General features: G+C 60.8%; 15 protein-coding genes. 10 read left to right on the top strand and 5 right to left on the bottom strand.

All coding sequences use genetic code 11. From position 1 onward, the window contains the following. Positions 1-7: 7 nt before the first annotated feature. Complete coding sequence (locus tag MK208_RS18695) at positions 8-961, bottom strand: dihydrodipicolinate synthase family protein (protein WP_294119073.1); 954 nt, start codon at positions 959-961, stop codon at positions 8-10. Positions 962-1133: 172 nt separating this feature from the next. On the opposite strand from MK208_RS18695, the gene MK208_RS18690 reads away from it, so the two are divergent. From MK208_RS18690 to MK208_RS18645, 10 genes are all read left to right on the top strand, one after another. Beyond that, complete coding sequence (locus tag MK208_RS18690) at positions 1134-1916, top strand: aspartate dehydrogenase (RefSeq protein ID WP_294119072.1); 783 nt, start codon at positions 1134-1136, stop codon at positions 1914-1916. A gap of 9 nt (positions 1917-1925) precedes the next feature. Then, positions 1926-2891, top strand: a complete 966-nt coding sequence (locus MK208_RS18685; protein WP_294119070.1) for a LysR substrate-binding domain-containing protein — start codon at positions 1926-1928, stop codon at positions 2889-2891. Between the two features lie 99 nt (positions 2892-2990). Beyond that, positions 2991-4427 carry an NAD-dependent succinate-semialdehyde dehydrogenase gene (locus MK208_RS18680; RefSeq protein ID WP_294119069.1) on the top strand — a complete coding sequence of 479 codons (1437 nt, stop codon included), beginning with the start codon at positions 2991-2993 and terminating at the stop codon, positions 4425-4427. Positions 4428-4476: 49 nt separating this feature from the next. Further along, on the top strand, positions 4477-5673 hold the full coding sequence (kynU, locus tag MK208_RS18675) for a kynureninase (RefSeq protein ID WP_294119068.1): 1197 nt from the start codon (positions 4477-4479) through the stop codon (positions 5671-5673). 439 nt (positions 5674-6112) lie between these two features. Further along, positions 6113-12874 carry an Ig-like domain-containing protein gene (locus MK208_RS18670; protein ID WP_294119066.1) on the top strand — a complete coding sequence of 2254 codons (6762 nt, stop codon included), beginning with the start codon at positions 6113-6115 and terminating at the stop codon, positions 12872-12874. 242 nt (positions 12875-13116) lie between these two features. After that, on the top strand, positions 13117-14109 hold the full coding sequence (locus MK208_RS18665; RefSeq protein WP_294119064.1) for a BMP family protein: 993 nt from the start codon (positions 13117-13119) through the stop codon (positions 14107-14109). A 40-nt stretch (positions 14110-14149) separates the two neighbouring features. Next, the gene (locus MK208_RS18660) at positions 14150-15667 is read left to right on the top strand and encodes an ABC transporter ATP-binding protein (RefSeq protein ID WP_294119063.1); all 1518 of its coding nucleotides are present in this window, start codon (positions 14150-14152) and stop codon (positions 15665-15667) included. Next, positions 15664-16740 carry an ABC transporter permease gene (locus MK208_RS18655; RefSeq protein ID WP_294119062.1) on the top strand — a complete coding sequence of 359 codons (1077 nt, stop codon included), beginning with the start codon at positions 15664-15666 and terminating at the stop codon, positions 16738-16740. Before MK208_RS18660 ends, MK208_RS18655 begins: the two co-directional genes overlap by 4 nt. Continuing rightward, on the top strand, positions 16740-17681 hold the full coding sequence (locus MK208_RS18650) for an ABC transporter permease (RefSeq protein ID WP_294119117.1): 942 nt from the start codon (positions 16740-16742) through the stop codon (positions 17679-17681). The genes MK208_RS18655 and MK208_RS18650 overlap by 1 nt, the downstream gene beginning before the upstream one ends. 8 nt (positions 17682-17689) lie before the next feature. Beyond that, entirely contained in the window at positions 17690-18982 is a 1293-nt protein-coding gene (locus MK208_RS18645; RefSeq protein WP_294119061.1) for an amidohydrolase family protein, read from the top strand. Between the two features lie 22 nt (positions 18983-19004). Here the strand turns inward: MK208_RS18645 and MK208_RS18640 are convergent, their stop codons facing one another. The 4 genes from MK208_RS18640 to MK208_RS18625 all read right to left on the bottom strand — a co-directional run bounded on the left by MK208_RS18640 (position 19005) and on the right by MK208_RS18625 (position 21902). Then, a complete protein-coding gene (locus MK208_RS18640; protein ID WP_294119060.1) occupies positions 19005-19931 on the bottom strand; it encodes a sugar kinase in 927 nt (308 codons plus the stop codon). A 2-nt stretch (positions 19932-19933) separates the two neighbouring features. After that, on the bottom strand, positions 19934-20662 hold the full coding sequence (locus MK208_RS18635; RefSeq protein WP_294119058.1) for a FadR/GntR family transcriptional regulator: 729 nt from the start codon (positions 20660-20662) through the stop codon (positions 19934-19936). A 125-nt stretch (positions 20663-20787) separates the two neighbouring features. After that, the gene (locus MK208_RS18630) at positions 20788-21522 is read right to left on the bottom strand and encodes a hypothetical protein (RefSeq protein WP_294119055.1); all 735 of its coding nucleotides are present in this window, start codon (positions 21520-21522) and stop codon (positions 20788-20790) included. A gap of 17 nt (positions 21523-21539) precedes the next feature. Further along, positions 21540-21902, bottom strand: coding sequence for a hypothetical protein (locus MK208_RS18625; RefSeq protein ID WP_294119053.1), 363 nt, complete (start codon positions 21900-21902; stop codon positions 21540-21542). Positions 21903-21907: the final 5 nt, after the last annotated feature.

Here is a 21907-nt window from a genome sequence, read left to right as displayed (position 1 = left end):
CGCCGGTTCAGAGCTGTAGCCCGCAATCTTCAAACGCGGCGCTGGTGGCGGCCTTTTCGGCTTCACTCAGTTCCAACATCGGATGGCGCACCCGGCCGCCGACCTGTCCCAGCAATTCCTGCCAGTATTTGCCGTGGGCGGTGGGTTTGCCAGCGGGCTTGCTGTTGCGGATCGCAGCCCGCACCGGCTCCAGGCTGTCACGCACCCGGCGGGCCTGATCGAACTTCCCGGCGAAAGCCAACTCGGTGTATTCGTGCATCCGGCGGTCATTTTTGGTTTGCAACTGGTAGGGAGGGGACGAGCACAGATACAGCTGCCAGCCCAGCTCTTCGATGTTATCGAGCCAGTCGTCTTCCAGCGAGGTCGAGACAAGAATCTTGTCGCCCACCATCTTGGTCAACTGGGCATACATCTCGCGCGGCACCGAATATTTGATCGCCATGATATTGGGTAGGTCCGCAATCCGGGCGCAGGTTTCTGGCGCCATCAGGTAACCGCTGTCCGGATGGCTCCACATGGCGATGCCAATGTCGAGCCGGTCACAGAGGTATTTGTAATAGTTATACAAAACCTCGTCGCGGTCGTGGCAGAAACTCAGCATCGGGGCATGGACAACCACATAGTCCGCGCCGCAGTCCTGGGCATGTTGGCCAAGTTCCAGCACAGTCTGCACGCTCTGGTCGGAGATCGACATGATGGTGCCAGCCTTGTCGCCACATTCCTCCACCGCAATCGTCATGTTGCGCTTGCGCTCTTCCAGCGACATCGACCAGAACTCACCTTGTTTTCCGGCAATGAACAGCCCCTGAATGCCAAGGTCATCGATCCAATGGCGGATGTTGCGGCGCAAACCGGCTTCGTTCAGCGCCAAGGTCTCGTCAAACGGATTGAGCGCCGCCGCCCAAATGCCGCGCATGGTTTCACGGGAATAGGCTTTGGCTTCATGTTTGGCGTATTTCAAGGCGACACTCCGATCCGGCAAAGAGAGGGAGCCGGTTTTTGGGCTCTTTGCAGACCTGATAGGCCACGGATGCGGCCCCGCACCAGCCGCATCCCAAGAAACTGGTTATCCAAAATTCTGATAACAGAGAGGGCTCTCTTTCACTATATTGATGGAGTACTTGGAGAGACACATGAAAATCGGCATCATCGGGGAAGGCGCAATCGGGCGCTATGTGGCAGAGGCTTTGCAGCAACGCGGTTGGGGACCCCATGCGGTTCTGGCGCGGTCGGCACAGCCCAAGGACACGTCGCTGGCGGATGTGGTGCGCGTCACATCGGTGACGGAGTTGCCTGCCGAGATCGCTTTGGTGTTGGACTGCGGCGGCCACGCGGCATTGACGCAGCACGGGCCCGCGCTTTTGGCGCGGGGCACCGATGTGATCACCCTGTCTTTGGGGGCGTTGGCCGATGCCTCTTTGGCGGAAACACTTACGCAGGCCGCGCAGTCCGGCGGCGCACAGCTGCATCTGGCCAGTGGCGCCATCGGCGCCTTGGACAGTTTGCGGGCCGCCAAGGTCGGGGGGGTAAAAGAGGTCACCTACATTGGCCGAAAGCCGCCTCTTGGGTGGCAAGGCTCTCAGGCGGAGGCTCAACTGGACCTTGGCAGCCTATCCGCACCCACCGTGCACTTTGAGGGCACCGCACGTCAGGCGGCATTGTCGTATCCCAAAAACGCCAATGTTGCGGCTGCGGTGGCGTTGGCGGGCACAGGCTTTGACGAGACACGCGTCAAACTGGTGGCGGACCCGATGATCTCGGCCAACATTCACGAGGTGCAAGCAACCGGGGCCTTTGGGCAGTTCTCGTTCCGCATCGAAGGCAGCGCCTTGCCCGACAATCCCCGCAGTTCGGCTCTGGCCGCGATGAGCATGGTGGCCGCGGTCGAACGGCTTCTTTCCCCTATGTCGATGTGAGGACCTGCCATGGCCACCCGTCACACCCGAATTGTAGAGCGTGCTTTGACCCGCCTGAAGCTGCGGCAATTGCGATTGTTGGTCGCCGTTGGTCAGCATGGCAGCATACAAAGCGCCGCGCGGGATCTGAGCATCTCCCAACCGGCTGCCACCAAGATGATCCAGGATCTGGAGTTGGACTTTGAGGTGAAGCTGTTTGAGCGTACCAATCGGGGCGTGGTGCCCACCGTGTTTGGCGACTCTCTCATTCGGCACGGCAAGCTGATCTTTGCGCAGGTGTCTAATGCGGCGCAGGAGCTGGACGATTTGAACGAGGGCAACGCCGGTCGGGTGGTCGTCGGCACCTTATTGGCGGCGTCACCGTCTTTGCTGCCGATGGCAGTGGAGCAGCTGTTAAAAGACCGTCCCAAAGTGGCGATCAAGATTGTCGAAGGCACCAATGAAGTCCTGATGCCGGCGCTGTTGTCTGGCGAAATCGACATGGTGGTGGGGCGATTGCCGGATCATCGACACCGTCAACACACCAGTCAGGAGAAGTTCTTTGACGAACGGATTGTGGCTGTGGTGGGCACCCAGCATCCGCTGGCGGCGCTGCCCAACGTCACCTTCGACCAGCTTAAGCCCTATGGCTGGATCCTGCCGCCCATCGAAACCACCCTGCGTCGGCAATGTGACCAGTTCTTTGTACGTCAGGATCAATATGCGCCGGAGACGGCCATTGAATCCGTGTCCTACCTGGCCAACCGGTCTTTGCTGCGCTCTCACAACTTTATCGGCCTGATGCCGGCCCATGTGGCCGCTCTCGACATACAAAATGGTCTGCTGGCAGCGCTGGATTGGGTGGCCCCGTTTGGCGCAGGGCCGGTTGGCGTGTCCTATCGTGGCAGCCAAAGCCTGTCTCCGGCCAGTGCGGCCTTTCTGGAAGCGCTGCGCGCCGCCGCAGAGGAGATACAGGGGCGCATTGAGACGCTCTGATATTCGCCATTGTTATAGCTGGATTTGTTCAATTCTGTTGCGGCAGGGCGCTGGACGCAGGACTTATGGGGGCAAGTCAAGGAAGACAGCGAGGGCGGCATGCACACCTATCCAGACCTGCAACTTTTCATCAATGGACAGTGGCGCAACAGCGCAAAGACCCTTCCGGTTGTGAACCCTGCGACAGAAGCGGTACTGGGCCAGTTGCCCTGCGCCAGCCGTGCCGATTTGGAAGACGCCTTGCGGGCTGCCGAAGCAGGGTTTGAGGTCTGGCGCAAGACATCGCCCCGCGCGCGGGCGGACCTGATTGTGCGGGCCGCCGCCATCATGCGGGACCGTCAGGAAGAGATCGCACAGAGCATCACAGCGGAGCACGGCAAGCCTTTGGCGCAGGCCCGTCTGGAAGTCATCCGTGGAGCCGAGTTTTTTGAATGGGACGCTGGCGAAGCCATGCGCACCTATGGCCGGGTGATCCCCTCCGCCGCGGGGGGCAAAATTTCGGTGCACCACAGCCCCATTGGGGTGGTCGCGGCGTTTTCGCCGTGGAACTTCCCAATGAGCCAACCCGCCCGTAAAATTGCCGGGGCGCTGGCCTCTGGCTGCTCCGTCATTCTCAAGGCCGCCGAAGAAACGCCTGCCGGGGCGATCCACATCGTGCGGGCGTTTGAAGAGGCCGGCCTGCCTCCGGGCGTGCTGAATCTGGTGTTTGGCGTGCCGTCTGAGATTTCTGAATTTCTGATCCCGCAGCCCTCCGTGCGCCTCGTGGCGCTCACCGGCTCCACACAGGTCGGGCGGCATCTGACAGGTCTTGCTGCGCAGAGTGACACGCGGGTTCTGATGGAGCTGGGCGGCCATGCGCCAGTGATCGTTTGTGAAGACACCGACGTGGAACAGGCTGCAATCAGCGGCGCGGTGCGAAAAATGCGCAACGCCGGGCAGGTCTGTACTTCCCCCACGCGGTTTTTCATCCACGAAAGTATTTTTGATCGCTTTGTCGATACCTTTGTGGCCCGCGCCGCCGCCACGGTGGTGGGCAATGGGATCACTGACGGTGTGGAAATGGGGCCAACCGCCAACGCACGGCGCATCCCCGTGCTCAGCGCTTTGGTAGAAGACGCGGTGGCTCAGGGCGCAGAATTGAGCACAGGCGGCGGACGGCACGGTGACACCGGCTATTTCTTCCAGCCCACGGTGCTCACAAATGTTCCAAGTTCTGCGCGGATCATGCAGGAAGAGCCGTTTGGCCCGATTGCGGTGCTCAATCCGGTCGGCAGTCTAGATGAAGCAATTGCACAGGCCAACGCGGTGCCATACGGACTTGCGGGCTATGCCTTTACCAATCGTGCCGACTACATCGACCGTTTGATTGATGAGATCGAGGTGGGCAACTTCTCAATCAACACGCTGGAGGCGTCCCTGCCCGAAACCCCGTTTGGTGGCGTGAAGTCCAGCGGCTACGGCCGCGAAGGCGGCACCGAAGGGCTGAAGAGCTACTTGACTGTGAAAAACGTCTGGCACTCCGCTGAAATCGCCTAAACCTACATCTTCGCTACGCACTGCTGCGCCCAAATGAGCTGAAAACACCATGACTGATTTCTCCAAAACCCGCGCCATGTTCGACATCCCCGAAGGCATGATCTACCTCAACGGCAATTCGCTCGGTCCGATGCCGAAGGCGGCCCCTGACCGCATGCAACGTTTCCTGATGGATGAGTGGCGCACGGAGCTGATCCGGGGGTGGAACACCCGCAACTGGTTCATGCAGACCAACACATTGGGCGATCGGGTGGGGCGGCTGATCGGCGCGCCGGACGGCAGAACCGTGGTGGGCGACACGCTCTCGATCCGCGTGTTTCAGGCGGTGGCAGCGGGTCTGGCCTTGGTGCCAGAGCGCAAGGTGATCCTGTCAGACAACGGCAATTTCCCCACCGACCTCTATATGGTTGAAGGGCTGATGAAGCTCAAAGACGCGGGGTATGAGCTGCGCATCCCAAATCCAGAGGACGTACTGGATAACATCACTGACGAGGTTGCGGTGGTGATGGTCACGGAGGTGGATTACCGGACCGGACGGCGCCACGACATGCGCGCTATCATCGAGAAAGCCCACGCGCATGGTGCCGTGGTGGTTTGGGATCTGGCGCATTCTGCCGGTGCCATTCCGGTGGATGTTGCAGTGCTGGATGTGGATTTTGCCGTGGGCTGTACCTACAAATACCTCAACGCCGGCCCGGGCGCGCCGGCCTTCATCCACGTGGCACCACGCTTGTTGAGTGTGGTCGAAAGTGCGCTGTCGGGGTGGTATGCCCATGAGGCTCCGTTTGCCTTTGACACCGACTTCCGCCCGATGCCGGATGCGATTGAACGCATGCGCATTGGCACGCCTTCCATCGCATCCTTTGCGCTTTTGGACGCCGCGCTGGACGTGTGGGACACGGTGGACATGGAAGATCTGCACCAAAAGTCCATCGACCTGAGCGAGCTGTTTATCCGTGAAGTGGAGGCCCGTTGTCCGGGCGTGACGTTTGCCGGTCCAAGAGATCCGCAGGACCGGGGCAGCCATGTGTCCTTCCGGTTCGAGCACGGCTACGCCTGCATGCAGGCGCTGATTGCCAATCAGGTCATTGGCGATTTCCGCGCGCCGGATGTGATGCGCTTTGGGATCACGCCGTTGTTCATCGATCAGGCTGACATCCTGAAGGCCGTGGACATATTGGAAAGCATTCTGAAAAATGAAACCTGGCGCGAAGAGCGGTTCCAGGTACGTGCCAAAGTCACCTGACCCCTGCGAGGTTTGCCGTCGCTAGGCTGCTGTTCTGCCTGATGTGACTGCTGGAGGTACAAGACAGAGTGGCCTTTGGGGCCGCCCATTGAGACAGGCCTGCGCAAGGTCTGTTGTCGCCCCAATCGAGGCGTTAAAAAAATCCTTTGTGCCGATCTCACAGACCGGAAGGCTGACAAAACGCTCCATTTCTGCTATAAAAAACAAGTGATTTCTGGTTTTTTCAGCGATTAAAAGTGCTTGCCAGTTTTCCGTTTCAGTCGTCGCTCGACCGTAGGTGGGACCGCACTAAAACCGTTCAATTCTAGGGTATGTGATTTAACGCCTTTTCTGGCCAAAATTAACTTTTTTCACACTCCAAATACCCAGTCCAAGCCTGTCTTCCCGGTCGGGTCCATCATCTGCAACTGCGGATGCAGCATCCTCGGGGGAACGTCTTATGCCTGGCAACAACGGCAACAATCTCATCAATGGCAATGGGCTGTCCAATTTTCTCTATGGCGGCAATGGCCATGACACCATCAACGGAAATGGCGGCAATGACATCCTATTAGGCGGCAATGGGCGCGATCTGATTTCCGGAGGCGACGGGCACGACCTGCTCAAAGGCGGCAACGGTAAAGACACACTATTTGGCGACGCCGGCAATGACTGGCTGTTTGGTGGTCGGGGACGGGATGTGCTCTCAGGCGGGCAAGGCAACGATGTGCTCTTTGGCGGGCGCGGCAGGGACACCGCGGTGTTTGAGGACAGCATTCTCAACTTTACGTTCCACCAAGGCTGGTGCGGCCTGCGGGTGACCCACACGGATGTCCTCGGCACCGATTGGCTGTTCAGCATCGAACTCCTGCAATTTGACGACATCACCATCAACCTGCGTGCCGCCAACAATGCGCCTTTGGCAGTCGACGACACCCTCGCCGCGCAATCAGACGCCGCACTGACCGTCAGCGCCTCTGGCCTGGTGACCAATGATTTTGATTGGGAAGGTGACACGCTGGAGGTAGTGTCGGTGGATGGCACGGCCACCATCGGCATAATCACCCTGACCGCAGGGGGCGATCTGATCTACGACGCCAACGGCCAGTTCGACTATCTCGCCGCAGGTAGCACCGCCACCGATACCTTCACCTACACCATCACCGACGGCAACGGCGGCTACGACACCGCTACGGTGACGGTCACGGTCACAGGCTCTGGAACAGGTGGGAGTAACACGCCCCCCGTCGCCAACGATGACAGCACCAGCGCCAGCGACAACGGCGTGGCAGCCACCGGCAACGTGCTGACCAACGACACCGACGTGGACGCGGGCGACGTGCTTTCCGTCACCAACGCAGGCGTATTCGTCGGCGCCTACGGCACGCTGACGCTCAACGGAGACGGCAGCTACAGCTACCTCGTGACAGACGAGAGCATCGACGACGGCTTCAGCGACACGGACAGCTTTACGGTCGACATCACCGACGGCACGAGCGCAGATAGTTCCACCCTCACCATCAACGTCACCGGCGAGAACGATGCGCCAGTGGCCAATGACGACAGCACAAGCGCCAGCGACAACGGTGTGGCATCCACCGGCAACGTGCTGACCAACGACACCGACGTGGACGCGGGCGACGTGCTTTCCGTCACCAACGCAGGCGTATTCGTCGGCGCCTACGGCACGCTGACGCTCAACGGAGACGGCAGCTACAGCTACCTCGTGACAGACGAGAGCATCGACGACGGCTTCAATGATACCGACATCTTTGCCGTCGACATTACAGATGGCACCGCCAGCGACAGTTCGACCCTGACCATCAACGTCACCGGCGAAAACGATGCGCCAGTGACGGCGGACGATGTGGCCACCGCGGCTAAAAACAGCACGGTTAGCGGCAATGTCCTCATCAACGACAGTGACATCGACACTGGTGACAGCCTCAGCGTCGGACTGGTGGCCGGCGTGGCCCCTGGCACCGCCCTTGTGGTGACCTCTGCAGGCGGGCGCCAAGGCCTGCTGACCGTGCTGGCAGATGGCAGTTACACTTTTGATCCCCAAACCAATTTCCTTGATCTGAATCCGTCCGAAAATGACACCGTCACGGTGGCCATGGCGATCAGCGATGGCACAACCACCAGCCCAAGCTTGCTGGTGATCACCGTAGAAGGCGGCAACGCCCCGCCCGCTGCGGTCGACGACACCGCGGCCACGGATGAAGACACCGCCGTGCTCATCGACGTGACCAGTAACGACAGCGACCCGGATCTCGACAGTTTCGCGGTCACCATGATCGACGGCCAAGCGGTGGCGCTTGGCGGCTCTGTGGTGCTGACCGGCTCCGGCGCCACGGTCACGCTCAATCTGGACGGCACGCTCAGCTACGATCCCGCGGGTGTGTTTGACGCGCTGGCCGACGGCACCCCGGCCGTGGACAGCTTCAGCTATGAGATCACCGACGGCAACGGCGCCAGCGACACCGGGCAGGTGACAGTCAACCTGACCGGCGTCAACGATGCGCCCACCGTGGGCAACGTCAGCCTCAATGTGTTCGAAGGCATCGGCATCACCATCAGCGCCGTGGGCAATGGCAACCTGAAAAGTAACGCCTCCGATGTCGATGGCACTGTGGTCTCGGTGGTCGATGTGGATGGCCAGATCAATGGCACCACCGGTATCGTTGGGCTTTATGGCGTGCTGACATGGGACGCGCTGACCGGCGCCTACAGCTACACGGTGGATGACGACAACCCAACGGTGCATGGCCTTCTGTCCGGGGCCAGCCTGCAGGAAACCTTCACTTTCACCTTGATGGACGACTTTGGCGCCACCAATGCGGCCACCCTGACGGTGACCATCGACGGCGTGAACGATGGCCTCTTCACCGAGCTCAACGACGCCGTCAATCTCAGCGCCGCCGTGGCGGCCTTCCCAGATACGGCCTTTGAAAACAACTTCCTGGATGCCCTCGGCGGAGATGATGCCGTCACCTTGGTGTCCGGTTTGGAAGTGTCGGGCTATCTCAACGAATTTGACGGCGAGACGTTCTCGGGTGGTCTGGGCAATGACACCATCGGCGTGCTCACCGATTTCATGAATGTGGACGGCAACGGCGGCAGCGATTGGCTCGACCTCAGCGGCCTGTTGGCGGCGGGGTCTGCGGTGACGGCGAACCTCACCACGGGGGACATCGACATCGCCCGCAATGGCTCCGTGGATCTGACGGCCGTGAATTTTGAAAACATCCAGGGCACCGCCAACGCCGACAGCATCACCAGCAGCGCGGCGGACAACTGGATCTTGGCGGGCGACGGAAATGACACCATCGCCATCCAATCCGGCACTAGCTCGTTGGGCGACATCTATGTCGGGGGCGATGGCACCGCGGATTGGCTGCTCAACACCAGCGGCTCCAATCTGGTGTTTGACGCCTTTGATGCCACCGATGTGACCGAAACGGTCAGCGGCTCTGGCTTGGAGAATATGGCGATCGCAGGCCTGACCGTGCTTGGCACGGGGGGCAATGACCTGATGAACTTCCAAGGCCTGCGCCTGACCCAATTGGCCACCACCGTCTCGGCGCTGGACGTCTCCACCGGCGGCGGCGATGATACGGTGTTTGGCACCAACCTGACGGGCCAGCAGACCAACGGCGTCAATCAAAACCGCATCGACTATGACCTCGGCGCAGGCAACGACAGCTTTGTTGGGACAGGCGTCAACATCGATGTCGTGCTTGGCGGTACGGGCAGTGACACGGTGCTCGCGGGCGATGGCAATGACATGCTGCGCGGCAACGCGGGCGGCGATTTCCTCAACGGGCAGGGTGGCAACGACACTTTCACCGTGCTCGCAGGCGAAGACAGCGAGCTCGATACATTTATTGGCGGCGCAGGCACGGCTGACATCATCACCAACGGTGTCACCACCAACTTCACTTTCTCGGTGTTTGACTATGACGACGCCACCGAGACGGTGAACGGCTCCGGCGTCGAGATCCTGCAGCTCAACGGTTTCCGCATCAATGGCACCGGCGCCAACACGCTGTTTGACTTTGACGGTACGCGGTTCATTGGCCTGAACACCGTTCTGACCAATCTGGAGGTCACCACCGGCGCGGGCAATGACACGGTGATCGGCAGCGCGGCCACCGCGCAACAAACCAACGGCGTCAACCAGGCCCGGATCGACTATGACCTCGGCGCGGGACAGGATGACTTCACCGGCGCAGGGCTGATGAACGACGTGGTCTTTGGCCAAGGCGGCGATGACACCCTGCGCGGGATGCTGGGCGCAGATTCCCTGCTGGGCGGCGCAGACAACGACCTGCTGCAAGGCGGCGAGGGCAACGACACGCTGCAAGGCGACGCCGGTCTGGACCGGCTCGAGGGCGGCTTGGGCAACGACCATCTGGTGCTAACCGCGGGCTCCAACCACGAACTCGAAGAGTACCTCGGCGGCGCGGGCATCGACCGGCTGGTGAATGCCACCGGCGGCGACGTGACCCTGCAGCAGATCAACGCCTTTGATGGGCCCAACTTCAACGTGCTGGAGATCGAAGAACTGTCGCTGGCGGCGCATACGGTGCTGGGCGCCGGCAGCAACGACATCTTTGACCTCACCGGCGTGCGGTTTTTGACCATGAACACCGTGGTCAGCGACCTGGAGATCGCCACCGGCGGTGGCAATGACACGGTTGTGGGCTCTGACCAGACCGGGCAGCAGACCAACGGCGTCAACCAAAACCGCTACGATTATGACCTCGGCGCGGGCAACGACAGCTTCACCGGCGCGGGCGTGTCGGCGGATGTGGTCTTTGGCGGGCTGGGCAGCGATACGATTTTGGGTGGCGATGGCAATGACACGCTCGAAGGCGGCGCCGGCGGCGACCTGATTGATGGCGGCGACGGCAGCGATCTGATCTTCCTGCGCGCAGGCGATCAGTCCGAGCTCGACACCATTGTGGGCGGCGCAGGCTTTGACACGCTGCACAACCTGGCCGGGGCGAGTTTTGTGTTTGAGAGCTTTGACTTTGACGGCATCGGCAACGTCATGGGCGCAGGCGTGGAACGGCTGCAACTTGTGGGCGGCACGATGTTTGGCACCGGCAATGCCAACACCTACGACCTGCAGGGGCTGCAGCTTTACGGGCTTAACACCGTCGTCGCCACCGTGGACGTCTCCACCGGCGGCGGCGATGATACGGTGTTTGGCACCAACCTGACGGGCCAGCAGACCAACGGCGTCAATCAAAACCGCATCGACTATGACCTCGGCGCAGGCAACGACAGCTTTGTTGGGACAGGCGTCAACATCGATGTCGTGCTTGGCGGTACGGGCAGTGACACGGTGCTCGCGGGCGATGGCAATGACATGCTGCGCGGCAACGCGGGCGGCGATTTCCTCAACGGGCAGGGTGGCAACGACACTTTCACCGTGCTCGCAGGCGAAGACAGCGAGCTCGATACATTTATTGGCGGCGCAGGCACGGCTGACATCATCACCAACGGTGTCACCACCAACTTCACTTTCTCGGTGTTTGACTATGACGACGCCACCGAGACGGTGAACGGCTCCGGCGTCGAGATCCTGCAGCTCAACGGTTTCCGCATCAATGGCACCGGCGCCAACACGCTGTTTGACTTTGACGGTACGCGGTTCATTGGCCTGAACACCGTTCTGACCAATCTGGAGGTCACCACCGGCGCGGGCAATGACACGGTGATCGGCAGCGCGGCCACCGCGCAACAAACCAACGGCGTCAACCAGGCCCGGATCGACTATGACCTCGGCGCGGGACAGGATGACTTCACCGGCGCAGGGCTGATGAACGACGTGGTCTTTGGCCAAGGCGGCGATGACACCCTGCGCGGGATGCTGGGCGCAGATTCCCTGCTGGGCGGCGCAGACAACGACCTGCTGCAAGGCGGCGAGGGCAACGACACGCTGCAAGGCGACGCCGGTCTGGACCGGCTCGAGGGCGGCTTGGGCAACGACCATCTGGTGCTAACCGCGGGCTCCAACCACGAACTCGAAGAGTACCTCGGCGGCGCGGGCATCGACCGGCTGGTGAATGCCACCGGCGGCGACGTGACCCTGCAGCAGATCAACGCCTTTGATGGGCCCAACTTCAACGTGCTGGAGATCGAAGAACTGTCGCTGGCGGCGCATACGGTGCTGGGCGCCGGCAGCAACGACATCTTTGACCTCACCGGCGTGCGGTTTTTGACCATGAACACCGTGGTCAGCGACCTGGAGATCGCCACCGGCGGTGGCAATGACACGGTTGTGGGCTCTGACCAGACCGGGCAGCAGACCAACGGCGTCAACCAAAACCGCTACGATTATGACCTCGGCGCGGGCAACGACAGCTTCACCGGCGCGGGCGTGTCGGCGGATGTGGTCTTTGGCGGGCTGGGCAGCGATACGATTTTGGGTGGCGATGGCAATGACACGCTCGAAGGCGGCGCCGGCGGCGACCTGATTGATGGCGGCGACGGCAGCGATCTGATCTTCCTGCGCGCAGGCGATCAGTCCGAGCTCGACACCATTGTGGGCGGCGCAGGCTTTGACACGCTGCACAACCTGGCCGGGGCGAGTTTTGTGTTTGAGAGCTTTGACTTTGACGGCATCGGCAACGTCATGGGCGCAGGCGTGGAACGGCTGCAACTTGTGGGCGGCACGATGTTTGGCACCGGCAATGCCAACACCTACGACCTGCAGGGGCTGCAGCTTTACGGGCTTAACACCGTCGTCGCCAACGTGGACGTCTCCACCGGCGGCGGCGATGATACGGTGTTTGGCAACAACCTGACGGGCCAGCAGACCAACGGCGTCAATCAAAACCGCATCGATTACGACCTCGGCGCGGGCAACGACAGTTTCACCGGCACCGGCAATACCCTCGATGTGGTGCTTGGCGGCGACGGCAATGACACGCTCAACGGCGCCGGCGGCAGCGATACCCTCACCGGGGGCGCGGATGCGGACGTCTTTGTCTTTGCCAGCGGCGACGGCACCACCAATTTTGTGACCGACTATCAGGACGGAAGCGACCAAATCGACCTGTCCCTAGCCGCCGGGCTGAACAACATTGGCGATGTGCTGGCCAACCTCACACAGGTGGGCTTGGATGCGCAGATTGTCGAAGGCACCACAACCATCCGGTTGCTAAATGTGAATATCGCAGTGATCGACGCGACAGATTTCATTTTCTGATCGGGATTAGGCGGGGCCCAGGCAGGCTCTGTGACCAAAGTGGCCGCTAAAGTTGTGTGTTTGGATTTTCCGCGCGGCAAGGAACGCAGCCGGTTCACAGACTGCGCTTGTCCGCTGGGCGACAGGCTTAATTTGGCAGCAGTGCTGTCCTGTCTTGCAGCAAAAAACTCATTTGCAAACAAATAGATTGATCGAACGGTCAAAGTTGCCGAAGCTAGCCGCATTCAATCAGGGGGTTATCTATGAAGATCGTTGGGAAGATGTCTCGTCGGGTGCTGCTCGCATCGGCGTTGGGCGCAAGCGTTCTTGCGTCCGCAGGAATTGCCGCTGCTGAGGCTGTGAAAGTTGCTGCCATTTACACGCTGCCAGTGGAACAACAGTGGATCAGCCGCATCCATTTGGCGCTGAACACAGCGGCTGAGCGCGGCGACATTGAGTATGTGTTTTCCGAAAACGTGGCCAACACAGACTACGAACGCGTGATGCGCGAATATGCCGAACAGGGTATGCAATTGATAGTGGGCGAAGTTTTTGGCCTGGAACGCGCGGCGCGCAAAGTGGCCGGGGATTATCCGGAAACCGCCTTCCTCATGGGCTCGTCCTTTGGGGCGGTGGCGCCAAACTTCTCGGTGTTTGACAACTGGATTCACGAGCCATCCTATCTGTCGGGCATGGTGGCCGGTAAGGCAACCGAGTCCAATGTGATCGGCATGGTGGGCGGTTACGCTATTCCAGAGGTGAACCGCCTGATGCACGCCTTTATGGACGGTGCACGCGAGGTGAACCCGGATGTGAAGTTCATCGTCAACTTCATCGACAGCTGGTACGATCCACCCAAAGCCAAGGAAAGCGCCTTTGCGATGATGGATGCCGGTGCGGACATCATGTACGCGGAGCGCTTTGGCGTGTCTGACGCCGCTGTCGAACGCGGTGTAAAGGCGATTGGCAACGTGATTGACACCTCGGGCGACTACCCGGGCACCATTTTGGCGTCGGCTTTGTGGCACATGGAAGCCACCATCGACAAAGCCATCGAAAGCGTCGCCAGCGGCACCTTTGAAGCGGCGGACTACGGTCAGTACAGCTTCATGCAGTATGGCGGCGGCTCTCTCGTGCTGGATGACAAGCTGGTGCCAGCTGATGTGGTTGAGGCCGTGCGGGCCAAAGAGGCTGACATCATGGGTGGCATGTTCCGTGTGAACGTGAACGACGACCGTCCTGTCTCTGACAACTGATTTGGGGAAGGCCGATCCTCGGGGTCGGCCTTTTCACATTGTGACACAGAAAAAAGTCTTATCTTTGAACGGGCTGACCAAGCGGTTTGGCTCCGTTGTGGCGAATAACGCGGTGGATCTGACCTTGCACCGCGGCGAGGTGCTGGCGCTGTTGGGAGAAAACGGCGCTGGCAAAACCACATTGATGAACATGCTTTTTGGGCACTACATGCCCGATGACGGCACGGTGGATGTGGCTGACGAGTCCGGTGCTATGCGCCCGTTGATGCTTGGCCATCCGCAAGCGGCGCTGGCGGCGGGGATCGGCATGGTGCACCAGCACTTCACGCTGGCTGAGAACCTCAATGCGCTGGATAACATTGTGCTGGGTTCCGAGCCCTTGCGGATGCTCAAACGAGACCGTGCTGGTGCCCGCGCAAAGATCGCACGCATCATGGAGCACACCGGGCTTCAGGCACAGCTCGACGTGCCCGTGGGCAAGATGAGCGTGGGCGAACGGCAGCGGGTCGAAATTCTCAAGGCCTTATACCGCGATGTGCGCATTCTGGTGCTGGACGAACCCACCGCCGTATTGACGCCGCAAGAGGCTGACACGCTGTTTGACAGTATTGGCGCCATGACCCGCGAAGGGCTGTCGGTGATTTTCATCTCCCACAAGCTGCGCGAAGTTCTGGCCTTTTCCCACCGCATCGCTGTGTTGCGCCATGGCGAAAAGGTAGGTGAGATTGCCACTCAAGAAGCTGACGAGCGCGACATTGCGCGGATGATGGTCGGGGCGGACACACCCGAAACCCCACGCAGCGACCTGACACCCGGCGCGCCGGTGCTGCAATTGAAGAACCTGTCGGTGACAGGCCGCTCCAAGCGGGACTCGCTTGAGAATGTCACTCTGGCGGTGCACCAACATGAAATTTTGGGCATTGCAGGCGTGTCCGGCAACGGCCAAAGCGCGCTGGCGGGGGTGATCTCCGGTCTGAACCAGCCCACCAACGGAACGTTGAAGGTGGACGAAACGGTCATTGCACATCCAACCCCGCGCAAGATGATCCACGCCGGGGTGGGCCGCATTCCCGAGGACCGCCACCATGACGGCATCGTCGGGGCGATGAGCGTCGCTGAGAACATGGTGATCGAGCGGTTGGATGAACCGGAGGTGCAGGCCAAGGGCCTGTTAAAACGCGATGCCATTCGCGCCAACGCGGACCGGCTGGCAGCCGACTATGACGTGCGCGGCCCAGGTGTGACCGCCCGAGCGCGGCTTCTGTCCGGCGGCAACATCCAAAAGCTGATCCTGGCGCGGGTGTTTGAACAAAACCCCAAGCTGCTCCTGGCCAACCAACCGACGCGCGGCCTCGACATGGGGGCTGCTGCCGAAGTGGCGCGCCGCTTGCTGGAGGCCCGCACCCGTGGCGCAGGCATTGTGCTGATTTCCGAAGATCTCGACGAGGTGTTGAGCCTCGCGGACCGCATCATGGTGATCCACGACGGCGCCCTAATCGAAGCAAACAGCCGCGATCGCGAACACATTGGCCTAATGATGGCGGGAGAACTGACATGATCCGCATCGAACCCAGACAATCTTCCTCGCGCCTCATGACGTTGGGCATCCCGGTGCTCTCCGCCTTTGTGGCGCTGGCGCTGGCGGCTCTGCCGCTGGCCTTTGCCGGTGCCGATGTCACCACAGCCTATAAGGAAATGTTCAAAGGCGTGTTTGGCTCCACCTTTGCTTTCACCGAAATGCTGACCCGCGCCACGCCGCTGATCTTCACCGGTCTCGCCGCCGCGCTCGCTTTTCGGGCCAAGCTCTGGAACATCGGGGCCGAAGGCCAGCTCTACCTCGGCGCAATGGCTGCCGTGGCCATCGGGGCAGGGGCCATCGACGCGCCTTCCTTTGTGTTAATCCCGCTGATCGTGCTCTTTGGCTGCGCAGCAGGTGCCGTGGGCATGGCGGTGCCCACCGTGCTCAAATCCCGCTTCGGCGCGGATGAGGTGGTGACCACGCTCTTGCTGAACTTCGTGATCCTGATCTTCCTGCAAATGATGCTCGAAGGCCCGCTCAAAGACCCTATGGGCCTTGGCTGGCCGCAAAGCCCGCCCATTCTGGATCAAGGCATGTTGCCCCCTCTGATGGACCGGATGCGCGTACATTCCGGCCTGATCATCGCGCTGGTCTGCGCCGGTGTGGCACAGTTCATGCTGGCGCGGTCGGTTTGGGGCTTCAAGCTGCGCGCAGTGGGAGAAAACGCCGCCGCCGCCAAACACGCCGGCATCCGCGTAAACCGCTCGCTGATGAGCGTCGCCATTGTCTCCGGCGCTTTGGCCGGTATGGCCGGTGTGAGCGAAGTGGCAGGTCTCAAAGGTTATCTCACCGCCGACCTCAGCCCCGGCTTTGGCTACACCGGCATTGTGGTCGCCATGCTCGCAGGCCTCTCACCAGTTGGGGTGGTCATGTCCGCGCTCTTCATCGCCAGTGTGTTTGTTGGCGCCGACAGCATGAGCCGCGCCATGGGGGTGTCGTCTTACTTGGCAGATCTCGTGGTTTCCATGTCGCTGCTCTGCGTGCTGATTGGCGGCTTCTTTGCCCGCTACCGCATCGCTTTGGTAAAAACGCCCAAAGGAGAGCAGGCATGATGGACATTCTGCAAATCCTGCTCAGCGAAAGCTTCTGGGCCGCCTCGCTGCGCATCGCCACACCGCTGATCTTTGGCGTGCTCGGCGCGTTGCTCTGTGAGAAAACCGGCGTGCTCAATCTGGGTATCGAAGGCATCTTTGCCGCCGGGGCCATGGCCGGATGGATGGCGGTTTGGCTTGGCGCGGGCCTCTGGGGCGGCGTGTTGGTGGCCGCGCTCGCGGGGGCTTTCTTCGGTCTGATCCATGCTATCCTGACCGTGCCATTGGGGCTGTCTCAACACGTGTCCGGGCTTGGGGTGACCATGTTTGCCACCTCGGTCAGCTACTTCACCTATCGCACCGCGCTGCCCAACGTGTCCTCCCCGCCGCGCATTGAGCCGTTTCAGCCGCTGGATGTGCCACTGCTTTCGGAACTGCCATTTCTGGGGCCGGTGCTGTTTCAACAAACCGCGCTCACATGGCTGGCGATCCTGATGGTTGGGTTGGTCTGGTATGTACTCAACCGCACCCCGCTGGGCGTCGCCCTGCAAGCTGTGGGTGACAACCCTGACAGCGTCGATGCCCAAGGCCTCTCGGTCTACGGTCTGCGCATCGGGGCCGTGGTGGCGGGCTCTGCCCTGATGGCACTTGGTGGTGCCTTCCTGACAATGTCGGCCTTTGACGCCTTCTTCTTTGGCATGGTGAACGGACGCGGCTGGGTCTGCATCGCACTGGTGATTTTTGCCAGCTGGAAGCCGGGCAAAGCCCTGCTCGGCGCGCTCTTGTTTGGTGCCTTTGACGCGCTGCAAGTCCGCCTGCAAACCGAAGTGGGCGCTCTTGTGCCGGGGCAGGTCTTCCTGATGGCACCCTACATCCTGTCGATCATCGCGCTTGTGGTGGCCGCCCGAAAAGCCGACTATCCCCGCGCGCTTCTAACGCCGTGGTTCAAAGGCCAACGCTAGGATTTCTCATGTTTGATCTGATCATCAAAAACGCGACCCTTCCTGACGGGCGCAGCGGTGTCGACATTGCCTGCCAAGACGGCATTATCACCGCTGTTGAAGCTGGTATCACGGCTGAGGCCACCGAGGTTATCGACGCCAAAGGCTATCTCGTGTCGCCCCCCTTTGTGGACCCGCATTTTCACATGGACGCCACGCTGTCGCTGGGCACACCGCGCATGAATGTCTCCGGCACGTTGCTCGAAGGCATCGCGCTCTGGGGCGAACTCAAGCCTGTGCAAAGTGTCGATGACATCATCCAACGGGCCCTGCGCTATTGCGATCTGGCGGTTTCCATGGGGCTGGGCGCGATCCGCAGCCATGTCGATACCTGCGATGATGAACTCAAGGGCGTTGAGGCGCTCCTTGAGGTGCGGGACCAGGTCAAAGACTACATCGATCTGCAGTTGGTGGCCTTCCCGCAAGACGGTGTTCTGCGTGATCCAACCGCCATGGCCAACACCCTGCGCGCGCTGGATATGGGCGTCGATGTGGTTGGCGGCATCCCGCATTTTGAGCGCACCATGGCGGATGGCGCAGAGTCTGTGCGTCAGCTTTGCAAAATTGCTGCGGACAGAGGCCTGATGGTCGACATGCATTGTGATGAAAGTGACGATCCACACAGCCGCCACATCGAAACGCTCGCCTATGAAACCCAGCGTTTGGGTCTGCAAGGACGTGTCGCTGGCTCACACCTGACCTCCATGCACTCGATGGACAACTACTATGTTTCCAAGCTGATCCCGCTAATGGTCGAAGCAGGCGTGCACGCCATTCCCAACCCTCTGATCAACATCATGCTACAAGGGCGGCACGACACCTATCCCAAACGGCGTGGTCAAACCCGCGTGCGTGAGCTGCGGGACGCCGGCATCACTGTGGGCTTTGGCTCTGATTGCGTTATGGACCCGTGGTACTCCATGGGCACGGCTGACATGCTGGATGTGGCCTTCATGGGTCTGCATGTCGGGCAGCTGTCCAGTCGCGAGGACATGGCCTGGTGCTTTGACGCGGTCACGCAAAACTCGGCACACATCATGGGGCTGGGCGGCTATGGCGTTGCCAAAGGCTGCGCCGCCAATCTTGTGCTGCTGCAAGCGCGCGACAAGATCGAGACCATCCGCCTGCGCGCGGACCGCCTCGCCGTGATCCGCAAAGGCAAGGTGATCGCCCGCAAACAGCCTTCGGTCAGCAATCTGTCGCTTCCGGGGCGTCCGAAGAGCTTGGACCCGGCCGACTACGCGCCCAAGTCGCCCAGCTGACGCACGTTTTCGGCGCGGCGGTTTACCCCTGCCGCGCGCGAATGGCGTCCAGCTTTGGAATAGACTTCACCGCGCCGACTTTTTCCACGGAAAGAGACGCTGCCGCACAGGCAAACCGCGCCGCCTCCACCGCATCGGAGGTGCGCGCATATTCCGCCAGAAAACTGCCATCAAAGGTGTCGCCCGCGCCGGTCGCATCCACCAGCGCTGTCTTGCACGGTGCCACGGCCACTTGTCCGTTAGCATCTGCCACCACAGCGCCGTCCTCGCCAAGCGTCAGCACCACCAGCGCCGCGCCTTCCCCAAGGAAGCGAGCGCAAATGTCATCGACGCCAGACGTCCCAAACAGCGCTTCCGCATCCTCAAGGCTTGGGAACACGATATCGACCAGCGGCAGGATCTGTTTCAACGCCTGACGCGCGTCCTCTGCTGACCACAGGTTTAATCGCAGGTTGGTATCAAACGACACCCGCGCCCCCGCCGCGCGGGCGAGTTCTGCCGCACGCACCGTGGCCTCACAGGAGGAAGCGGAAATCGCCTGCGTGATCCCGCTGATATGCAGCACACCCACGCCCTCAAACATCTCAGGCGACAGGTCCTCCGGCCCCACCAAACTCGCCGCCGATCCAGCGCGCCGATAAGAAAACCGATGCCCGTCTGGGCCGTAGTCGATGAAGTACAGACCAGTCGGGGCTGTCTCCGATTGCATCACGCGGGAGGCATCAATGCCTTCATCCGTATAAAGCTGCAAAATGCGCTCCGCAAAATTGTCCGATCCCAAATGGGTCAACATGCCAGCCCGCGCTCCGGCCCGCGCGGCGGCAACGGCAGTGTTGGACACATCGCCACCAATGCCGGGACGAATGGTGTCCTCGTCCACAAACGAAAATTCAAACATAGGTTCGCCAAAGCACAGAATGTCGAGCGTTTTGGGGGCGGGATGGGACATGGTCAGGATCTAGTGTCTTTAGGTGCCGCGTCTTGCACAAGGGCAGTGTTGGCGGCGGCAAAGTGGTTTTGCATCGCAACGGTTGCGGCAGCCGCATCCCCGTTGGCAATGGCGTGTTGAATGCGGCGGTGGTCGGCCAGAATGCGCTGTTGATCCTGCGCTGTAGGCTGCGCCAGCCGACCGGCGCTCACCGAGGATTTGATCACCTCGCGCAGCGACTGCACGATGTAGGCATAAAGCGGGTTGCCCGTGGCCTCAGCCACCACAAGGTGAAAGCGATAGTCAAGCTCGGCAAAACTATCGGCGTCTTCCATGGCCCCCTGCATTTGATCACATAGCGCCGAAAGCCGGGCACAATCCGCGTCACTCCGGTTTTGGGCGGCTAAAGCGGCGGTGCTGGCCTCAATGCCATTGCGCACCTCCAAAGCCTGCAAAACGCTGAACTGTGCCGTGGCCAGCCCTTGGCTCAGTGAAGCGGTCAACACATTTGCGTCCAGCGACATCACCTGCGCCCGCCGCCCGTTGGAAATCTTGATCAACCCCGCACCGGCCAATTGTGCCAAAGCTCCGCGCACGACAACACGGCTCACACCGGCGCGCTCGCAGAGCTCCGCCTCAGACGGCAAGTCATCGCCCGGCACAAGCCCCGCATCCTTGATCATCGCGGCAATGCCCTCGGCCACCTGCGCGTACAGCGGGCGGCGGTCCAATGTGTCGAGCGGGCTCTGCATGATAATTACGGGTCTCGGCGGGCAACAGGAATCTCTAGGCTGTATACCTATAATACAGGTTGGAATTTCCTGCAAGTACATAGGCCGTTAAGCCCATACACTTGGTCACACGTGAACTGTCTGGACTACGTCTCTGCGACCAAGCCGCGCCACATCGCGAGCAGATCTTCCCGCGTGGATGCCTCACATATCGCCAATAGCAAGTTCCCTTGCCAGCTGACTTCGACGGCAAACATCTGTTCGGTCATGGAAAACAACGCCAAATGGGACCGATCTTGCCGGAACTGGTCCACTTGCCCCACAAAATCCCCGCGGGCTTTGGCCATATGGTGCAACGCCCGCAGCGCTGCCTCCGGGCCAGTTTTTTCGCCGGTCTCCACCTCAAGCCAGGCAACAGACAGCGCCTTCACATCCGCAAAAATGCCAGGCGCAACCGCGTTTTTGCGCGGCGCTTCCAGCGCCTCCAGCAAAGCCTGCCAAGACCATGACCGCGCCGTGCTCGGCATCTCAGACGTCCGCGTGGCGATGTCAAACCGCAGGCTTTTGGCGCAATCCAGCGCTCTCCCAATTGCAGCCACAACGTCGTGCGCATCGGTATCGCTGGCATTCAGAGAGATCCCCTCCAGCGCCACCAAATGCCGGTTGCTGATGGTCAGTAGCAGCGCGGCGTCACTGTTCCGCACCGACACAGCAATCCTCCGCGCCAGCACCACTTCGCCAATTTCGCCAATAACCGCCCGAACAGCCTCCGCCGCAGAGCCAAAGCTGCGCCACGCGCCATAGGCCTGCACCTCTGGCGTTGCCAAACGCTGCAATGCGACACGCGCGTCCGTCACCTCTGTGTCAGGAGCGGTCGGCATATCTTTGCGCGGCGCGATCACGCGTCCCCCGCCAATTGGCTCAGCGCCGCGACGCCTTTGGGAACAACCTCTTCCGGATCACTGTCCAAAGCGCAAAGCAGGCAAATGAAATCTGCACGGCCCTGCGCCCGCACATAGACCCGCATGTCCTGCGCGGTCATCACAATACTGTTTTGCGTGTCTGCCTTTGGATCGCCAGTGCCCTCAGTCATTGCAAAACAGCGTGCCGCCTCAGCGCAGAGACCATCCAGCTTCTCTCGCGGCACAGTTGCATCATGGGACGCCTTGAGGATCAGACGCGCGGCCACATCCCCGAAAGCTGCCACCTGGCAGCCAGGAATGTCGGATCGTAGGGCCTCAAGGCAGTCTGCAACCGTCACAGATC

Source organism: Shimia sp. (assembly GCF_022448905.1).
In the GTDB taxonomy this organism is placed as follows: Bacteria; Pseudomonadota; Alphaproteobacteria; order Rhodobacterales; family Rhodobacteraceae; genus Shimia.
This window is presented reverse-complemented; position numbering and strand designations above follow the sequence as displayed.

Excerpts from the sequence above, each read along its gene's own strand:
- MK208_RS18690 (WP_294119072.1), top strand. The coding sequence starts at position 1,134 with ATGAAAATCGGCATCATCGGGGAAGGCGCAATCGGGCGCTATGTGGCA.
- MK208_RS18685 (WP_294119070.1), top strand. The coding sequence starts at position 1,926 with ATGGCCACCCGTCACACCCGAATTGTAGAGCGTGCTTTGACCCGCCTG.
- MK208_RS18680 (WP_294119069.1), top strand. The coding sequence starts at position 2,991 with ATGCACACCTATCCAGACCTGCAACTTTTCATCAATGGACAGTGGCGC.
- kynU (WP_294119068.1), top strand. The coding sequence starts at position 4,477 with ATGACTGATTTCTCCAAAACCCGCGCCATGTTCGACATCCCCGAAGGC.
- MK208_RS18670 (WP_294119066.1), top strand. The coding sequence starts at position 6,113 with ATGCCTGGCAACAACGGCAACAATCTCATCAATGGCAATGGGCTGTCC.
- MK208_RS18665 (WP_294119064.1), top strand. The coding sequence starts at position 13,117 with ATGAAGATCGTTGGGAAGATGTCTCGTCGGGTGCTGCTCGCATCGGCG.
- MK208_RS18655 (WP_294119062.1), top strand. The coding sequence starts at position 15,664 with ATGATCCGCATCGAACCCAGACAATCTTCCTCGCGCCTCATGACGTTG.
- MK208_RS18650 (WP_294119117.1), top strand. The coding sequence starts at position 16,740 with ATGGACATTCTGCAAATCCTGCTCAGCGAAAGCTTCTGGGCCGCCTCG.
- MK208_RS18645 (WP_294119061.1), top strand. The coding sequence starts at position 17,690 with ATGTTTGATCTGATCATCAAAAACGCGACCCTTCCTGACGGGCGCAGC.
- MK208_RS18640 (WP_294119060.1), bottom strand. The coding sequence starts at position 19,931 with ATGTCCCATCCCGCCCCCAAAACGCTCGACATTCTGTGCTTTGGCGAA.
- MK208_RS18635 (WP_294119058.1), bottom strand. The coding sequence starts at position 20,662 with ATGCAGAGCCCGCTCGACACATTGGACCGCCGCCCGCTGTACGCGCAG.
- MK208_RS18630 (WP_294119055.1), bottom strand. The coding sequence starts at position 21,522 with ATGCCGACCGCTCCTGACACAGAGGTGACGGACGCGCGTGTCGCATTG.